Origin of the sequence: Micromonospora sp. NPDC050686 (assembly GCF_040654475.1) — a bacterium.
GTDB lineage: Bacteria > Actinomycetota > Actinomycetes > Mycobacteriales > Micromonosporaceae > Micromonospora.
Map to the genome: position 1 here is coordinate 1 of NZ_JBFAID010000049.1, position 14120 is coordinate 14120.

14 protein-coding genes and 1 pseudogene are annotated in these 14120 nt (G+C 73.8%); 8 read left to right on the forward strand and 7 right to left on the reverse strand.

From position 1 onward, the window contains the following. Positions 1-506 precede the first annotated feature (506 nt). Together tyrS and AB0H57_RS25515 are read right to left on the reverse strand one after the other, a co-directional pair. The gene (gene tyrS, locus AB0H57_RS25510) at positions 507-1790 is read right to left on the reverse strand and encodes a tyrosine--tRNA ligase (protein ID WP_357510569.1); all 1284 of its coding nucleotides are present in this window, start codon (positions 1788-1790) and stop codon (positions 507-509) included. A gap of 94 nt (positions 1791-1884) precedes the next feature. Further along, complete coding sequence (locus AB0H57_RS25515; protein WP_357510571.1) at positions 1885-2232, reverse strand: VOC family protein; 348 nt, start codon at positions 2230-2232, stop codon at positions 1885-1887. Between the two features lie 228 nt (positions 2233-2460). On the opposite strand from AB0H57_RS25515, the gene AB0H57_RS25520 reads away from it, so the two are divergent. The 4 genes from AB0H57_RS25520 to AB0H57_RS25535 all read left to right on the forward strand — a co-directional run bounded on the left by AB0H57_RS25520 (position 2461) and on the right by AB0H57_RS25535 (position 4872). After that, positions 2461-2832: a PaaI family thioesterase gene (locus tag AB0H57_RS25520; RefSeq protein WP_357510670.1), complete on the forward strand. Its 372-nt coding sequence runs from the start codon at positions 2461-2463 to the stop codon at positions 2830-2832. A 132-nt stretch (positions 2833-2964) separates the two neighbouring features. Then, positions 2965-4191, forward strand: a complete 1227-nt coding sequence (locus AB0H57_RS25525) for a divalent metal cation transporter (protein WP_357510573.1) — start codon at positions 2965-2967, stop codon at positions 4189-4191. After that, positions 4188-4568 (forward strand): hypothetical protein, encoded by a 381-nt coding sequence (locus tag AB0H57_RS25530; RefSeq protein ID WP_357510575.1) that lies wholly within the window; start codon positions 4188-4190, stop codon positions 4566-4568. The genes AB0H57_RS25525 and AB0H57_RS25530 overlap by 4 nt, the downstream gene beginning before the upstream one ends. Beyond that, a complete protein-coding gene (locus tag AB0H57_RS25535; RefSeq protein ID WP_357510577.1) occupies positions 4555-4872 on the forward strand; it encodes a PRC-barrel domain containing protein in 318 nt (105 codons plus the stop codon). The genes AB0H57_RS25530 and AB0H57_RS25535 overlap by 14 nt, the downstream gene beginning before the upstream one ends. 88 nt (positions 4873-4960) lie before the next feature. Here AB0H57_RS25535 and AB0H57_RS25540 read toward each other — a convergent pair whose 3' ends face one another. After that, positions 4961-6325 carry a hemolysin family protein gene (locus AB0H57_RS25540; protein ID WP_357510579.1) on the reverse strand — a complete coding sequence of 455 codons (1365 nt, stop codon included), beginning with the start codon at positions 6323-6325 and terminating at the stop codon, positions 4961-4963. Positions 6326-6453: 128 nt separating this feature from the next. Between AB0H57_RS25540 and AB0H57_RS25545 the strand changes: the two genes are divergently transcribed. Next, entirely contained in the window at positions 6454-7923 is a 1470-nt protein-coding gene (locus AB0H57_RS25545) for an FAD-dependent monooxygenase (protein WP_357510581.1), read from the forward strand. A gap of 6 nt (positions 7924-7929) precedes the next feature. On the opposite strand, the gene AB0H57_RS25550 is transcribed toward AB0H57_RS25545, so the two are convergent. The 4 genes from AB0H57_RS25550 to AB0H57_RS25565 form a co-directional block, all read right to left on the reverse strand. Next, positions 7930-8556 carry a hypothetical protein gene (locus AB0H57_RS25550; protein WP_357510583.1) on the reverse strand — a complete coding sequence of 209 codons (627 nt, stop codon included), beginning with the start codon at positions 8554-8556 and terminating at the stop codon, positions 7930-7932. Between the two features lie 10 nt (positions 8557-8566). After that, the gene (locus AB0H57_RS25555) at positions 8567-9070 is read right to left on the reverse strand and encodes a GNAT family N-acetyltransferase (protein ID WP_357510585.1); all 504 of its coding nucleotides are present in this window, start codon (positions 9068-9070) and stop codon (positions 8567-8569) included. Between the two features lie 201 nt (positions 9071-9271). Continuing rightward, complete coding sequence (locus AB0H57_RS25560; RefSeq protein ID WP_357510587.1) at positions 9272-9745, reverse strand: cyclic nucleotide-binding domain-containing protein; 474 nt, start codon at positions 9743-9745, stop codon at positions 9272-9274. Positions 9746-9804: 59 nt separating this feature from the next. Further along, complete coding sequence (locus AB0H57_RS25565) at positions 9805-10221, reverse strand: Hsp20/alpha crystallin family protein (protein ID WP_357510589.1); 417 nt, start codon at positions 10219-10221, stop codon at positions 9805-9807. A gap of 297 nt (positions 10222-10518) precedes the next feature. Between AB0H57_RS25565 and AB0H57_RS25570 the strand changes: the two are divergent. The 3 genes and pseudogenes from AB0H57_RS25570 to AB0H57_RS25580 form a co-directional block, all read left to right on the forward strand. Continuing rightward, a pseudogene (locus AB0H57_RS25570) lies at positions 10519-12600 on the forward strand (cation-transporting P-type ATPase); the annotation flags it as partial. A gap of 133 nt (positions 12601-12733) precedes the next feature. Next, positions 12734-13033 (forward strand): cation transporting ATPase C-terminal domain-containing protein, encoded by a 300-nt coding sequence (locus AB0H57_RS25575; RefSeq protein ID WP_357510672.1) that lies wholly within the window; start codon positions 12734-12736, stop codon positions 13031-13033. A 49-nt stretch (positions 13034-13082) separates the two neighbouring features. After that, a complete protein-coding gene (locus AB0H57_RS25580; protein ID WP_357510591.1) occupies positions 13083-13979 on the forward strand; it encodes a universal stress protein in 897 nt (298 codons plus the stop codon). Positions 13980-14120 lie beyond the last annotated feature (141 nt).

The window sequence follows — 14120 nt, forward strand, 5'->3', positions numbered from 1 at the left end:
TGGCACTGGCTTATCAATAGCACCCTGTTGAGTTCTCAAAGAACAACCACACACCATCCGAAGCCCCACAACCGCAGGACCCCATCCGGGGCAACTCGTCCACCATGCCCGCCGCTCTCGCGCCGGGCACTTTTACTACGTTACCCGGTGGTTTCCGCAGTGTCAAACCGATGTTTCGCGGTTTGTCGCGCTTCGAACCAATTCCGGGCACCACAATTGAGCCGGCTCCCGCCGGGCCCCGTCGTGGATTCGGCAGGACGGCCGCCGCGGTTGCCCGATCGTCCGTTTCCCTGCCAGCCGAGAACCTTACCCGGTCGGTTCCGCCTCGCCAAATCCGCCTCCCGGCGAATCCGGGGCACCGCCCGTTTTCCGGTCCCGCGCTCCGGCCGCTCCAGGTCTTTCGCCCTGTTTCGTCCGTTCCGCGCTGGCAGAGAGAAAGTTACGCGCCCGGCGGTTTGATCGTCAAATCCGCCGGGCGCGTCCCGCGTCACACCGTCGATCGGCAGCTATCTTGCCAGCTCAACCCCAGCGAAGGAGCGCTTGCCCCGACGCAGCACGAGGTACCGACCGTGCAGCAGCTCGTCGGTGGACACCGTGGCGCCCACGTCGCTGACCCGCACGTTGTTGACGTAGGCACCACCCTCGGTGATCACCCGGCGGGCCTCCTTCATGCTCGGCACCAGGCCCGACTCCTTCAGCAGGCCGGCGACGTCGAGCAGCTCCGTCAGGTGCACCAGGCCCGCCTCGGTCAGCGCGGCGCGCAGCGTCGCCGCGGAGAGTTCCGCCAGCGAGCCGCGACCGAAGAGCGCCTGGCTGGCCGCCACCGCTTGGGCCATCTCCCGCTCCCCGTGCACCAGGGTGGTGAGCTCCTCGGCCAGCGCCCGCTGGGCGAGCCGCGCCTGCGGCCGTTCCGCGGTCGCCTTCTCCAGCTCCTCCAGCTCCCCCCGGGAACGGAAGCTGAAGTAGCGCAGGTAGCGGCTGACGTCCCGGTCGTCGGCGTTGACCCAGAACTGGTAGAAGGCGTACGGGCTGGTCATCTCCGGGTCCAGCCAGACCGCGCCGCCCTCGGTCTTGCCGAACTTGGTGCCGTCGGAGCGGGTGACGAGCGGCGTGGTGAAGGCCTGCACCGGCCCGGCGCCGCGCCGGCGAATGTAGTCGACGCCGGCGGTGATGTTGCCCCACTGGTCGGAGCCGCCGTACTGGAGCTGGCAGCCGTGGCGGCGGTGCAGCTCGAAGAAGTCGTTGGCCTGGAGCAGCTGGTAGCTGAACTCGGTGAAGCTGATCCCGCTCTCCAGCCGGGCCTTCACCACCTCGCGCGCCAGCATCTTGTTGACCGGGAAGTGCTTGCCCACGTCGCGGAGGAACTCCACCACCGACATCTCGCCGGTCCAGTCCAGGTTGTTGACCAGCTGGGCCGCGTTCTCCCCGGTGTACGACACGAACGGGGCCAGCTGGTCGCGGATCCGCCGCACCCAGCCGGCGACGACCTCGGGCGAGTTGAGGGTGCGCTCCGCGCTCTCCTTGGGGTCGCCGATCTGCCCGGTCGCGCCGCCGACGAGCAGCAGCGGGCGGTGCCCGGCGAGCTGGAGCCGGCGGGCCGTCATGACCTGCATGAGGTGGCCGACGTGCAGGCTGGGCGCTGTCGGATCGAAGCCCACATAGAAGGTGGCCGTCCCGCCGTCGAGCAGCTCACGCAGCTCGTCGGGGCCGGTCGAGTCCTGGATCAGGCCCCGCCACCGCAGGTCTTCGGTCAGGGAGTCCCGCCCGTGCGGGAGGTTGCTGTCGGTCACGGCCACCGATTCTCCCCCATCACGGCGGCGGAACCGTACCGGGTTTGGCCGGGCGGGGCCGCCGGCGCCGTCCCCGGGCGGCGGGACGCGCGGGTCAGCGGTGGCTCAGCACGTTGATCACGCGGCCGTTGGGGTCGCGGACGAAGAACCGCCGCACACCCCACTCCTCGTCCTGCAGCGGGTGGACGATCTCCGCGCCGCTGTCCCGCACCGCCGCGTACGCCGCGTCGACGTCGTCGACCTCGACGCTCATGTCGGGGGTCACCGGGGCGGTCTGGTCGCTGCTCATGACGCTGACCTGTGCCGCCGGGCTGGACGGCGAGGCGAACGTCATGATCCAGCCGAGGTCCATGACTTCCTCGAAGCCCAGCAGGCCATAGAACTCCCGACTCTCCTGCGCGGCCTCGGACCGGATGACGGGCATGACACGACGTACGGCCATCGTTTCCTCCGTGGTGAAAGAGCACGGGTCCGGGACGGCCCAGTCCTACTACGGCCGGCCCCTCGCCGGCAAGCGCGGGCTACCCCGGGTGCCGGTGCGCCGGCCGGGCGGCCCGGCGCACTAGGCTGGCGCCGCAGCCGGGTGAGGTGGTGTTGAGCGGGGCCCCCGCCTTGCACCTCAGCTGGCGCCGCGACCGGGTGAGGAGGAGCAGCAGTGGAGCTGCCGGACATGAACACGGGCCTGGCGGCCCTGCTGGGCCTGAAGATGGACGTGATGACCGGCGATCGGGTGGTCATCCGCTGGCAGGTCCGGCCGGAGCTGCACCAGCCGTTCGGCATCCAGCACGGCGGGGTCTACTGCTCGGTGGTGGAGACGGCTGCCAGCATCGGCGGCGCGATCTGGCTGGGCGAGCGGGGCCGGGTGGTCGGCGTGGCGAACCAGACCGACTTCCTGCGGGCGGTCCGCGACGGGGAACTGACCGCCGTGGGCACCCCGGTGCACCGGGGGCGCAGTCAGCAGCTGTGGCAGGTGGAGATCACCGACGCCGAGGACCGGCTGGTCGCGCGTGGCCAGGTCCGCCTGCAGAACCTCGGCGCCTGACCGGAACGTACGCGGCGGAGGCGCCGCCACCGGCCGGCGTGACGCGGCCCGGTACGGGATGTACCAATTGTCCCGACAAGAGCGGATAGTTGGGAATATCGTCGCTGCGATGACACCCGACCGCCGTGCGCCGTGAAAAGGCTGCTGGCCGCCACCCTCGGGATCCTCTCCGCCATCGGCGGTTTCGTCGACGTCGGCGACCTGGTGGCGGCGAGCCAGGCCGGCGCCCGCTTCGGGATGGCGCACGCCTGGGTGCTGCTCGTCGGCGTGCTCGGCATCTGCGCGTACGCCGAGATGGCCGGCCGGATCGCGGCGGTGAGCGGCCGGGCGGTCTTCGACCTGGTCCGGGAACGGCTCGGACCCCGGGTGGCGTTGCTCAACCTGGTGGCGTCCTGGCTGGTCACGGTGATCACCCTGGCCGCCGAGCTGGGCGGGGTGGCCCTGGCGTTGCAGCTGGCCTCCGGAATCGGCTACCTGATCTGGGTGCCGGTGGCCGCCGGCGCGGTCTGGCTGGTGCTCTGGCGGATGCGCTTCGAGCTGATGGAACGGGTCTTCGGCCTGGCCGGACTGAGCCTGCTGATCTTCGTGGTCGTGCTGTTCCTGCTGCCCACCGACTGGGGACGGCTGGGGCACGGCACCCTGCACCTGAGCGCCGGTGGGCACGGCTGGGCCGCCTACTGGTTCGTGGCGGTGGCGCTGTTCGCCTCCACGGTCAGCCCGTACGAGGTGTTCTTCTTCTCCTCCGGCGGGGTGGAGGAGAAGTGGAGCGCGGCCGACCTGGCCCGGTCCCGGTCCAACGTGCTGATCGGCTTCCCGGCGGGCGGGCTGCTCGCGCTGTCGCTGATCGCCGCCGCAGCGGTGATCTACCACCCGAGCGGTACGTCCCTGACCTCCCTCGACCAGGTGGCGCAGCCGGTGGTGCTGGTGCTGGGTGGCGTGGGGCTGGCCATCGCCGCGCTGGCCTTCTTCGCGGTGACCTTCGGCGCGGCGCTGGAGACCGGCATCTCCGCCGCGTACGCCGCCGCGCAGTACTTCGGCTGGCAGTGGGGCAAGCGGGTCAGCCCGCGCGAGGCGGCCCGGTTCCACAGCGTGCTGCTGGTCGGCGTGCTGCTCGCGGTGCTGCTGCTGATGACCACCGTCGACCCGGTGCAGCTGACCGAGTACATGCTGGTGCTCAGCGCGGTGGTGCTGCCGCTGACGTACCTGCCGATCCTGGTGGTGGCCAACGACCGCGCCTACCTGGGCGACCGGGTGAACGGGAGGTGGAACAACCTGCTCGGCGCGCTGTTCCTGCTGATCATCGTCGTCGCGTCGGTCGCGGCGATCCCGTTGGCGATCGTGACGAGGATGGGACAGTGAGGGTCCAACTCGCCAAGCAGCTGCTCGACCGGCAGATCGTCGACTCCGACGGCGGGCTGGTCGGGCGGGTCGACGACATCGCCTTCGCCGTCGACGACGAGGGCTTTCCGTACGTGGCGTACCTGCTCACCGGGCAGGGCGCGCTCGGTCAGCGGATCGGCGGCCGGATCGGGCGAGTCCTGGTGGCGATCGCCAACCGGTTCGTCGACGACCCACCGGTGCAACCGCTGCGCATCCCCCTCGACCAGGTCGCCCACGTGGGCAGCGCGGTCCGGCTGCGCTGCCCGGCGTCCGTACTGCCGCCCTCGCCCGTGGAGTCGTGGCTGCGCCGGCACCTGCTCGACCGGATCCCGGGGGCGAACCGTGCGAGCGGGTGAGCTGCTCGGACGGACCGCGTACGACCTGCACGGGCGCCGGCTCGGGCGGGTGGTGGACGTGGTGGTCCGGGGCGGTTGGCCCCCGCAGCGGCTGCGGATCACCGACGTGATCGTCGCCGGGCACTGGTGGACCCGGGTGACCAGCCGGCTGATCGGGCCGGAGCTGCACCCGTCGGGGCCCTGGCTGCTGCGGGCCGTCGCCCGGCTGATCGGCCGCAGTACCCACCAGGTCCCCGCCGACCGGGTGCGGTTGGTGCCGCCGGTGCCCGGCTTCCCGTTCGGCCCACCCGCCGGCCGGCGCTGAGGCCAGCCAGGCCCGGCCGGCACTGAGGCCGACCCGGCGCCGACAAGGCGCTGAGGCCGACCGGGCACCGGCCGGCGCCCGAAGGCGGTCAGCGGCGCGCCTCGTCGAGCGCCGGGGCGTCGGCCGGGTGGATGCCGTCCGCCGGGTCGGTGCCGTCCGCGTCGCCGTCTGTCCGCTCGCGGCGCGGGCGACGCCGGATGTGCACCTCGGTGATGGCGCGCTGGTCGACGTCGGCCACCGCCAGCTCCCAACCGTCGATGGTGACCCGCTCCCCCGCCACCGTCGGGATGTGCCCGAGGCAGATCAGCACCAGCCCGGCGACAGTGGTGTAGTCGCCGGCCGGCCGGTTGGGCAGTTCCACCCCGAGGTCGGTGAGGTCGTGCACCGGGAAGGTGCCGGGCAGCACCAGCGTGCCGTCCGCCTCGGTGCGGACCGCCTGCAGGTCCCGGTCGGTCTCGTCGTAGATCTCACCGACGATCTCCTCGAGGATGTCCTCCAGCGTCACGATCCCGTCGACCGCGCCGCGCTCGTCCACCACCAGGGCGATGTGCTGACGCTCGGCCTTGAAATGGCGCAACGCGTCGACCACGGGCAGCGAGTCGGGCAGCAGCATCGGCGGGCGGGCGATCTCGTCGACCGACCGGTCGTCGGAGACGCCGACCAGGTCACGCAGGTGGATGACCCCGACCGCGTCGTCCAGGCCGCCGTGCCGGACCACCGGCGCCCGGGAGTGGCCGGTCGCCGCGAGGACGAGCCGAGCGGCGTCCGCGGTGGTGCCGCTGTCGAGCGTGAAGACCTGCAACCGGGGTACGAGGACGGCACGCAGCTGCCGGTCGGCGATCTCCACGGCGCCGGCGATGATCGTGCGTTGTTCCTTGGTGAAGCCGTGGTTGCCGGCCACGATGTCCCGCAGCTCGTCCGGGCCGATCTCGTCCGGCTCGTGCTTCGGGTCGAGGCCGAAGAGGCGGACCACCATGTCGCTGGTGGCGCCGAGCAGCCAGACCGCTGGCCGGGTCAGGCTCGCCAGCACGTCCAGCGGGCGGGCCACCACCAGCGCCCACCGTTCGGCGGACTGCATGGCGATGCGCTTGGGTGCCAGTTCGCCGAAGACCAGCGTGACGAACGTGAGCACCAGGGTGACCCCGACGATGGCGGCCGTCTCCGCGGCGTTGCCGAAGAAGCCGAGCAGCGGCACGAGCGGTCGGGCCAGGGAGACGGCCGCCGCCGCGGAGGCGAGGAACCCGGCGAGGGTGATGCCGATCTGGATGGTGGCCAGGAAGCGGTTCGGGTCCTTGGCCAACCGGGCCAGCGTGCGGCCGCCGCGGCCGCTGCGCTCCAACCGTTGCAGTTGGCTGTCCCGCAGCGAGACCAGGGCCATCTCGCTGCCGGCGAAGGCCGCGTTGACGATCACCAGCACACCGATCAGGGCCAACTGGCTCCAGTAGCTCTGCACGACCGGTTCTCTCCCTCGGCCCGATCCGGGTCGGCCAATGGCCGACTCGCCGGCCAGCAGATCCGGTCGGCGTGGCCCCTCTGTGCCCAACCTGCCGGCGACTGAATCCGGTGTAAAGACCGACGCCCTTGCTCGCCGGCGAGCTGGCGCTGGCCGGGATCCGGCCGGTGGTGTGCGACCGGCTGTCCGCGCCGACCACCGAGAACCGGGCCAACGGGCTGATCGGCCAGGTGGTCCGGCTGCTCGATCGGCGTGGCCTGCACCAGCGCCTCAGCGGGGACGCCGGGCCGCCGCGGCCGGCGCCCGGGTTCGTCTTCGGCGCGCTGCCGCTGGACCTGCGCGGCATCACCGACAACCCGCTCTACGGGCTGCCGGTGCCACAGCGGCAGGTCGAGCGGGTGCTCGCCGAGCGGGCCGCCGAGCTGGGCGTGCGGGTCCGTCGCGGGTGCGAGCTGACCGGGCTGCGGCAGCGGCCCGACGCGGTGGAGCTCGGCTTCGCCGACGGCACGACGCTCACCTGCCGCTACCTGGTCGGCGCGGACGGCGGGCGCAGCACGGTCCGGAAGCTGGCCGGGATCGGCTTCCCCGGCGTCACCACGGACCGCTCGGTCTCGCGTACGGCCCAGGTCAGCGTGCCGCCGGAGCTGATCGACCCGGCCACCGGCGGCCGCGCGGTGCCCGGGTACGGGATCGTCCCGCCGTTCCGCCACACCCGCACCGAGCACGGGCTCATCGTCTGGGCGCCGTTTCCCGACCGGCCGCCCCTGGTCAGTACGAGCGAGTGGCCGGACACGACGGAGACGGACGCGCCGATGACGCTCGCCGCGTTGCGGGCCAGCGTGGCCCGGGTGCTCGGCGACGAAGTGCCGCTCGGCCCGCCGGCCGGGGACGGGCCGCACCTGCTGCGCCGCCTGGTCGGCGGCAACACCCGCCTCGCCGAGCGCTACCGCGCCGGCCGGGTGCTGCTGCTCGGCGACGCCGCGCACGTCCACTCCGCGATCGGCGGGCCGGGGTTGAACCTGGGCCTGCAGGACGCGGTGAACCTCGGCTGGAAGCTGGCCGCCCGGCTGCACGGCTGGGCCCCGGACGGGCTGCTCGACACCTACGAGGCCGAGCGCCGTCCGGCGGCCCAGCGGGTCACCATGTCGACCCAGGCCCAGTCCGCGTTGATCGCGCCGGGAACCGAGGTCACCGCGCTGCGCGAACTCGTCGGCGAGCTGCTCGCCCGGCCGGAGAACACCGCCCACGTCGCCGGGCTGCTGGCCGGCGCCGACATCCGATACGACGAGGGACCGGACGGGGTCGGCAGCTGGGCGCCGGACCTGGTGGTGCACGGCGACGCCGGGCCGGTGCCGCTGGCCCGGCTGACCCGCGACGGGCGCCCGCTGCTGCTCGACGGCACCGGCACCCTCGACGCGGCGGCCGAGCCGTGGCGGGACCGGGTCGACGTGATCACCGGCCGGCTGGCGGGAACCGCGTCGACCGCGCTGCTGCTGCGTCCGGACTGCTACCTGGCCTGGACGTCCACCTCGGCGGCGCCGGACCGCGACGAGCTGCGCGCCGCGCTCACCCGCTGGTTCGGCCGGCCCCGGGACTGAGCGGGCTCAGGCCGGGCCGGGCAGGTCGAGCACGTACGCGTCGCCCTCCCGCCGGAAGCCGAGCCGGTGGTAGTACGGGGCGATCATGCCGGGCGGGCTGACCACCCGGTGGAAGCCCCGGTCGGTGAAGAGGCGGCTGCGCCGGTAGACGAACTCGCCCGGGGTGAAGTCGCGGAACGGCGGGGTGACGTAGTCCAGGTCGATCTGGGCGACCCCGCCGGCCTCGGCGTGCGACACCACCACGCCGACCACCTGGTCGCCGCGGACCACCAAGAACGCCGAGCGCTCGGCGGCGGCCGGGTCCCAGCGGAAGTCGGGGTTGAACCGGGCGATGTCGGCGGCGTGCACCCGCAGCGTGTGGGCCAGGAACGCGTCGCCGGTGCCCACCTCGACCACCTGGTACGTCTGCTCGTCGTGCCGGGTGGCCAGCATCCTCCGCAGGTACCAGACGTTGATCACGGCGAGCACCACGTTGAGCCCGACCATCGGCCAGACGTGCACGGCGGCGTTGTAACCGATCAGGATCAGGCAGCCGATCAGGTTCAACGCGCGCAGCCGCAGGATGCGTGTCTGCAGCAGGGACCAGACCAGCAGCGCGGAGCCGGCCCAGCCGACGAGTTCCAGCCAGTTCACCCGGGGGACCCTAGTGGTTGCCCAGCTCAGCGCCGTCGGCGGGCAGCCGCAGCACCCATTCCTCCACCTCGGCGCCGCGCCCGTTGGCGTACCCGGAGTCCTCGCCGACGACGGCGAAGCCGCACTTGCGCAGCACCGCCAGGGAGGCGGCGTTGTCCTTGGCGGCGCGGGCGTACACCGGCCGTTGCGGCAGCTCGCGCAGCAGCGCGGCGAGCGCGGCGGTGGCGTACCCGCGACCCCACCGGGCCGGGTCGATCCAGTAGCTGACCTCCGTCCGGTCGCTCACCGGGAAGGCGTTCACGTGGCCGACCACCTGGCCGCCGGCGGTGACGGTGCGGGCGATGATCCGCTGGTCGGCCAGGATGCGCTTCCAGTGCGCGTCGAAGGCCGCCCGGTCGGCCGGGTCCGCCGGGCCGAACGCGGCCATCCAGTTGGCCTGCGGGTCCTGCTCGTGGGCGAAGAACACGGGCAGGTCGTCGTCACGTACCGGGCGGAGCCGCACCTCACTGGTCACCGCCGGAGGATACGTGGGCCGGCCGACACACTCGGGACCTCCGGCCCGGCCCCGGTCCCGTCCGGCCCTGCCGCGCCCGCCGGTCGCCCCGGTACGAAGAAGGAGGAACGACGCAGCCGAGGTGGCCGGACCATGCCGAAGTACGTCTACGACTTCATCGAGGGTGACCGGCGGGCCCGGGGCCGGTTCGCCGAGCGGGGGTCACGGCCTACTGACCGGCGTGGGGTAGCCGTACAGGTCCAGCAGCCGCACCCGGGACGCCTGGAGCCGGTCCACCACCACGGCCATGAACCGAGTGGTCAACTCCCGGCCAAGGCGGTCGTCGGACGCCATCAGCCGGCGCACCCCCTCGGCGGTGAACTCCACCGTCGTGGTACGCCGCACGGCGACCGCCCCGAACTGCCAGCGGTACGGCGGGAAGAGCCAGGACCAGCCGAGCACCCCACCCGGGCCGATCGTCTCGATCCCCACGTCGCCTCGCCCCGGCACCGGGAAGTCCAGTGCCACCTCGCCGCCGCGGACGAGCCAGAACCGTTCCGCCGGTTGCCCGGCCCGGAACAGCCGATGGCCGGGATGCCAGACCACCGGCCGCGCATACCCGTCCAGCCGGGGCAGCCACTGCGCGGGCAGGTCGGCCAGGAAGGGATGTTCACGGAGCATCTCCAGTGGCGTCATGCGAGGTCCCTCCGGTGACGGGGCGGGGCCCGGCGGACGACCGGGCCCCTGTGGTCGGCTCAGCGCTTCCCACCGTGCTCGACGGTCACCGGGATCTCCTGTGCGGTCGGCTCGGCCTCGCCGACCGTCGCGGTGATCTGGAGGATCCCGTCGGCGTAGCGGGCGGCGATGGTCTCCGGCCTGACGCCCGCCGGCAGCGGGAGCAGGCGGGAGAAGGATCCGTAGTGGAACTCGGAGCGGACCTTGTCCGCGTGACCCTCCCGGCGTACCACGTCCAGCCGCAGCGTGTCACCGGCGCGGGTGATGCGGACGTCCTTGGCCGGGTCGATCCCCGGCAGCTCGGCGCGCACCACGTACCGGTCTCCGTCGAGGTAGTCCTCGACCCGGATCGTCGGCGCCAGCAGCGGGAACCAGGAGAGATTCGTCCAGTCGAACGGCGCGAGCGCGCCGCCCCGGAACTTCGTGACGGTGGACATCGTCGACCTCCTTGTCGCTGGTCCTGTCTCCATCCGACTCCGGTGCGCGGCCACGCGTCAGGGCCGTTGGTCCCGGCCTCGCCAGGCGCATCGCCTCTGTCCCCGAGGCCAGCGCGGCGGGAGGGTGAGACGGGACGGCGTGCCCGCGACGCGCCGCGCGAAGCGGGGAGGAGATCGGTGGCCACGACCGGCGGGCGAGGCGGGACGTTGGAAAGCACCGTGCGGCGCGAGCTCGTCCCGGCCGGGTTGCGCGCCGACGAGGCCGCCGCCCGGCTACGCGCCGACGGACCGAACTCGGTGCTCCCCCCGCCCCGCCGGCATCTCGCTGTCCGCGTCCTGCGCCAGCTCACCGATCCGCTGGTCGCGTTGTTGCTCGCCGCCGCCGTGGTCACCACGCTGCTCGGCGACCTGCCGGACACCGCGGTGATCGTCCTGGTGGTCGTGGTGAACACGGTGATCGGGGTGGTGCAGGAGGTACGCGCGGACCATGCCATCGCCGCGCTGGACCGGCTCGCCGCGCCGACCGCCCGGGTGATCCGCGACGGTGTCGACACGGTGGTGCCCGCCGCCGATGTGGTCCGCGGTGATCTGGTCCGCGTCGAGGCCGGCGACGTCGTCCCGGCCGACCTGTCGCTGGTCGAGGCGAGCCGGCTGCACCTGGACGAGTCGGCGCTGACCGGCGAGTCGGTGCCGGTCGGGCGGGAGGTCGGCCAGGAGGTTCTCGCCGGGACGGTGGTCACCACCGGCCGGGGTGCCGGCGTCGTGGTCCGCACCGCCGGGGCGAGCGCCCTGGGTCGGATCAGCACGCTGGTCGCCGGCACCCGCCCCACCGCCACACCGTTGCAGCGCCGGCTGTCCGCCCTGGGGCGGGTGCTCGGGCTCGTGGTGGTGGCGTTGTCTGGGCTGGTCTTCGCCATCGGGGTGCTCGGCGGGCGGCCGGTGGTGGACATGGCGATCACCGCGGTCAGCCTGGTGGTCGCGGCGGTACCCGAGTCGCTGCCGGCGGTGGTGACGCTCGCGTTGGCCGTGGGCGCCCGCCGGATGGCCGGCGCGCAGGCCATCCCGCGGCGGCTGCACGCGGTGGAGACACTCGGCTCGGTGACCGTGATCGCCTCCGACAAGACCGGCACCCTCACCGAGGGGCGGATGGCGGTGCAGGCGGCCGTCACCGCCGACGGCGCCGCGTACGGCGTGACCGGGGCGGGCTACGCCCCGCACGGCACGGTGCACCGCGACGGCACGACGGTCGACGTACCGGAGGAGCTGCGCCGGCTGGCGCGGGCCGGCCTGCTCTGCAACGACGCCACGCTGTCGCCGCCGGACGACGAGCGACCGGACTGGGGCGCGATCGGTGACCCGCTGGAGGCGGCGCTGGTCGCCTTCGCGGCCCGCGCCGGTCTCGACCCCCAGCGCACCCGGGCCGCCTGGCCCCGCGTCGCCGAGCACCCGTTCGACCAGGCCACCCGGCGGATGGTCACGGTGCACCGGTCCTGCGACCGGGGATACCTGGTGGTGTGCAAGGGCGCGCCGGAGAGCGTACTGGCCGCGCCGCTGGTCGACGCCACGGCCGAGGAACTCGCCGAACTGACCGCCACCGCGCGCCGTCTCGCCGGCGAGGGGCTGCGCGTCCTCGCGGTGGCCACCGCCGTGGTGGACACGCCACCCGATCCCGCCGCACCGACCGGGCTGCGGCCGGTGGGTCTGGTCGCCGTCGGTGACCCGCTGCGCGCCGGCGCCCCGGAGATCGCCGAGAGCTTCGGCACCGCCGGGGTGCGGCTGCTGCTGATCACCGGCGACCACCCGGCCACCGCCGCCGCGATCGGTGGTCAGCTGGGCCTGTGGCGCGACGGTGACCCCCTGGCCCGGGGCGACGACGACGATCCGGCCGCCGCGCACCCGGAGACCCGGGTCTTCGCCCGCACCCAGCCGGAACAGAAGCTCGACATCATCGCCGGCCTCCAGGCGCGGGGGCACGTGGTGGCGATGACCGGTGACGGGGTCAACGACGCCCCGGCGCTGCGCCGCGCCGACATCGGGGTGGCGATGGGCGGCGGCACGGAGGTCGCCCGGCAGGCCGCCGACCTGGTGCTGGTCGACGACGACCTGTCCAGCGTGGCCACCGCGATCGGTGAGGGACGCCGGATCTACGACAACATCCGCCGGTTCCTGCGCTACGGGCTCTCCGGTGGGGTCGCGGAGATCCTGGTGATGCTGATCGGCCCGCTGTTCGGGCTGGCGGTGCCGCTGCTACCGGCGCAGATCCTCTGGGTCAACCTGCTCACCCATGGGGTGCCGGGGGTGGCGCTCGGGGCGGAGCCGGCCGAGCCGGGCACACTACGCCGCCCGCCCCGCTCGCCGCAGGAGTCGGTGCTCGGTGCCGGCCTGGGCCGGGACGTCCTGGTCACCGGCACCCTGATCGCGGCCGTGGTGCTCGGCGCCGGGGTTCGCCGCCGCCCGGGAGCTGCCCTGGCAGTCGGTGGTGTTCGTGGTCCTCGGGCTGGCGCAGCTCGGCGTGGCGCTGGCGGTACGGGCACCTCGTCCGGCGGGGACGCGGCGGGCCAACCCGGGGTTGCTGGTCGCGGTCGCCGCGTCGGCGGCGTTGCAGGTCGCCGGGGTGCTCGTCGGGCCGCTGCGGGAGCTGCTCGGCACCGATCCGCTGGGCGGGGGCGTGCTGCTGGCCTGTGCGGCGGTCAGCGCGCTGCCCGGTCTCGCGCTGCGACTGGCCCGCCACCGCCCCCGGCCCGACGGGGACGGCTGTGCGACGGTCCGGGGCGGGGCGAAGGACCCGGGTCCGGGTGTCCGACGCCTCTGACCGCCGCCACGGCCCGGGGGGATGCTGAGGACGAAGGAAGGAGGACGTGATGACCATCAGATCCGGTGCTCCCGTCGTGGTGGGTGTGGACGGTTCGGCCGGCGCCCTGGACGCCGTACGGTTCGCCGCCCGGGAGGCCGCGCTGCGGCACCGTCCGCTGCGGGTGGTGCACGCGTTCATCTGGCCGCTCATGGGCCGGCCGCTCGGACCGGCGCCGGGCGCCCCGCCGAACGCGGGCCTGCGGCCCCAGGCCGAGCGGTACGTCACGGACGCGGTCGCCGAGGCCGGCAAGATCTCCCCCGAGGTCGCCGTGACCGGCGAGCTGATCGACGGCGCGCCCACGCCGGTGCTGCTGGGCGAGTCCCGCGACGCGGCGCTGATCGTGCTCGGCAACCGGGGACTGGGCGGCTTCGCCGGGCTGCTGATCGGTTCGGCGGCCGTGCAGGTCTCCGCCCGGGCCGACGGCCCGGTGCTGGTGGTCAAGGGCGAGCCGCGGGCCGACGGCCCGGTGCTGGTCGGTGTGGACGGCTCGGCGCTGTCCACCGAGGCGCTCGGCTTCGCGTTCGAGGAGGCGTCGCTGCGCGGCACCTCGGTGGTGGCGGTGCACGCCTGGCTGGCTCCGATGCCGCTCGGCCCGGGCGACATGCTTCCCTTGGTCTACGACGTGGAGGCGGTCGCCGCCGAGGAGAGGCGGGTGCTGGCCGAGGCCGTGGCCGGCTGGGCGGCGAAGTACCCGGACGTGCCGGTGCGCCAGCTCGTCGCGCACGGTTCGGCGGCCCGGGTGCTGGTGGAACAGTCCGCCACGGCGCAGCTGACCGTGGTCGGCGCGCACGGCCGGGGCGCCTTCACCGGGCTGCTGCTCGGCTCGGTGAGCCACGCGGTGCTGCACCACTCGCACAGCCCGCTGGCGATCCTGCGGCACCGCAAGGGGGACGCGGCGGCCTGACCCCGCACCGTCCGCGCCGGCCGCTGACCCGGCCGGCGCGGGCGTGCGGCATCCGGCCGGCCGTCGACCGGCGGTCCTCCCGGCGGGCGGGGTGCGGGTCGGACGCGTCGGCGCGTCCCGGCCGAATGCCCGCGCCACGGG

What these genes read in the sequence shown, in the direction of transcription:
- AB0H57_RS25515 (WP_357510571.1), bottom strand. Translation starts at nt 2,232, where the DNA reads ATGGCCGTACGTCGTGTCATGCCCGTCATCCGGTCCGAGGCCGCGCAG.
- AB0H57_RS25520 (WP_357510670.1), top strand. Translation starts at nt 2,461, where the DNA reads ATGAACACGGGCCTGGCGGCCCTGCTGGGCCTGAAGATGGACGTGATG.
- AB0H57_RS25560 (WP_357510587.1), bottom strand. Translation starts at nt 9,745, where the DNA reads ATGACGCCACTGGAGATGCTCCGTGAACATCCCTTCCTGGCCGACCTG.
- AB0H57_RS25565 (WP_357510589.1), bottom strand. Translation starts at nt 10,221, where the DNA reads ATGTCCACCGTCACGAAGTTCCGGGGCGGCGCGCTCGCGCCGTTCGAC.
- AB0H57_RS25580 (WP_357510591.1), top strand. Translation starts at nt 13,083, where the DNA reads ATGACCATCAGATCCGGTGCTCCCGTCGTGGTGGGTGTGGACGGTTCG.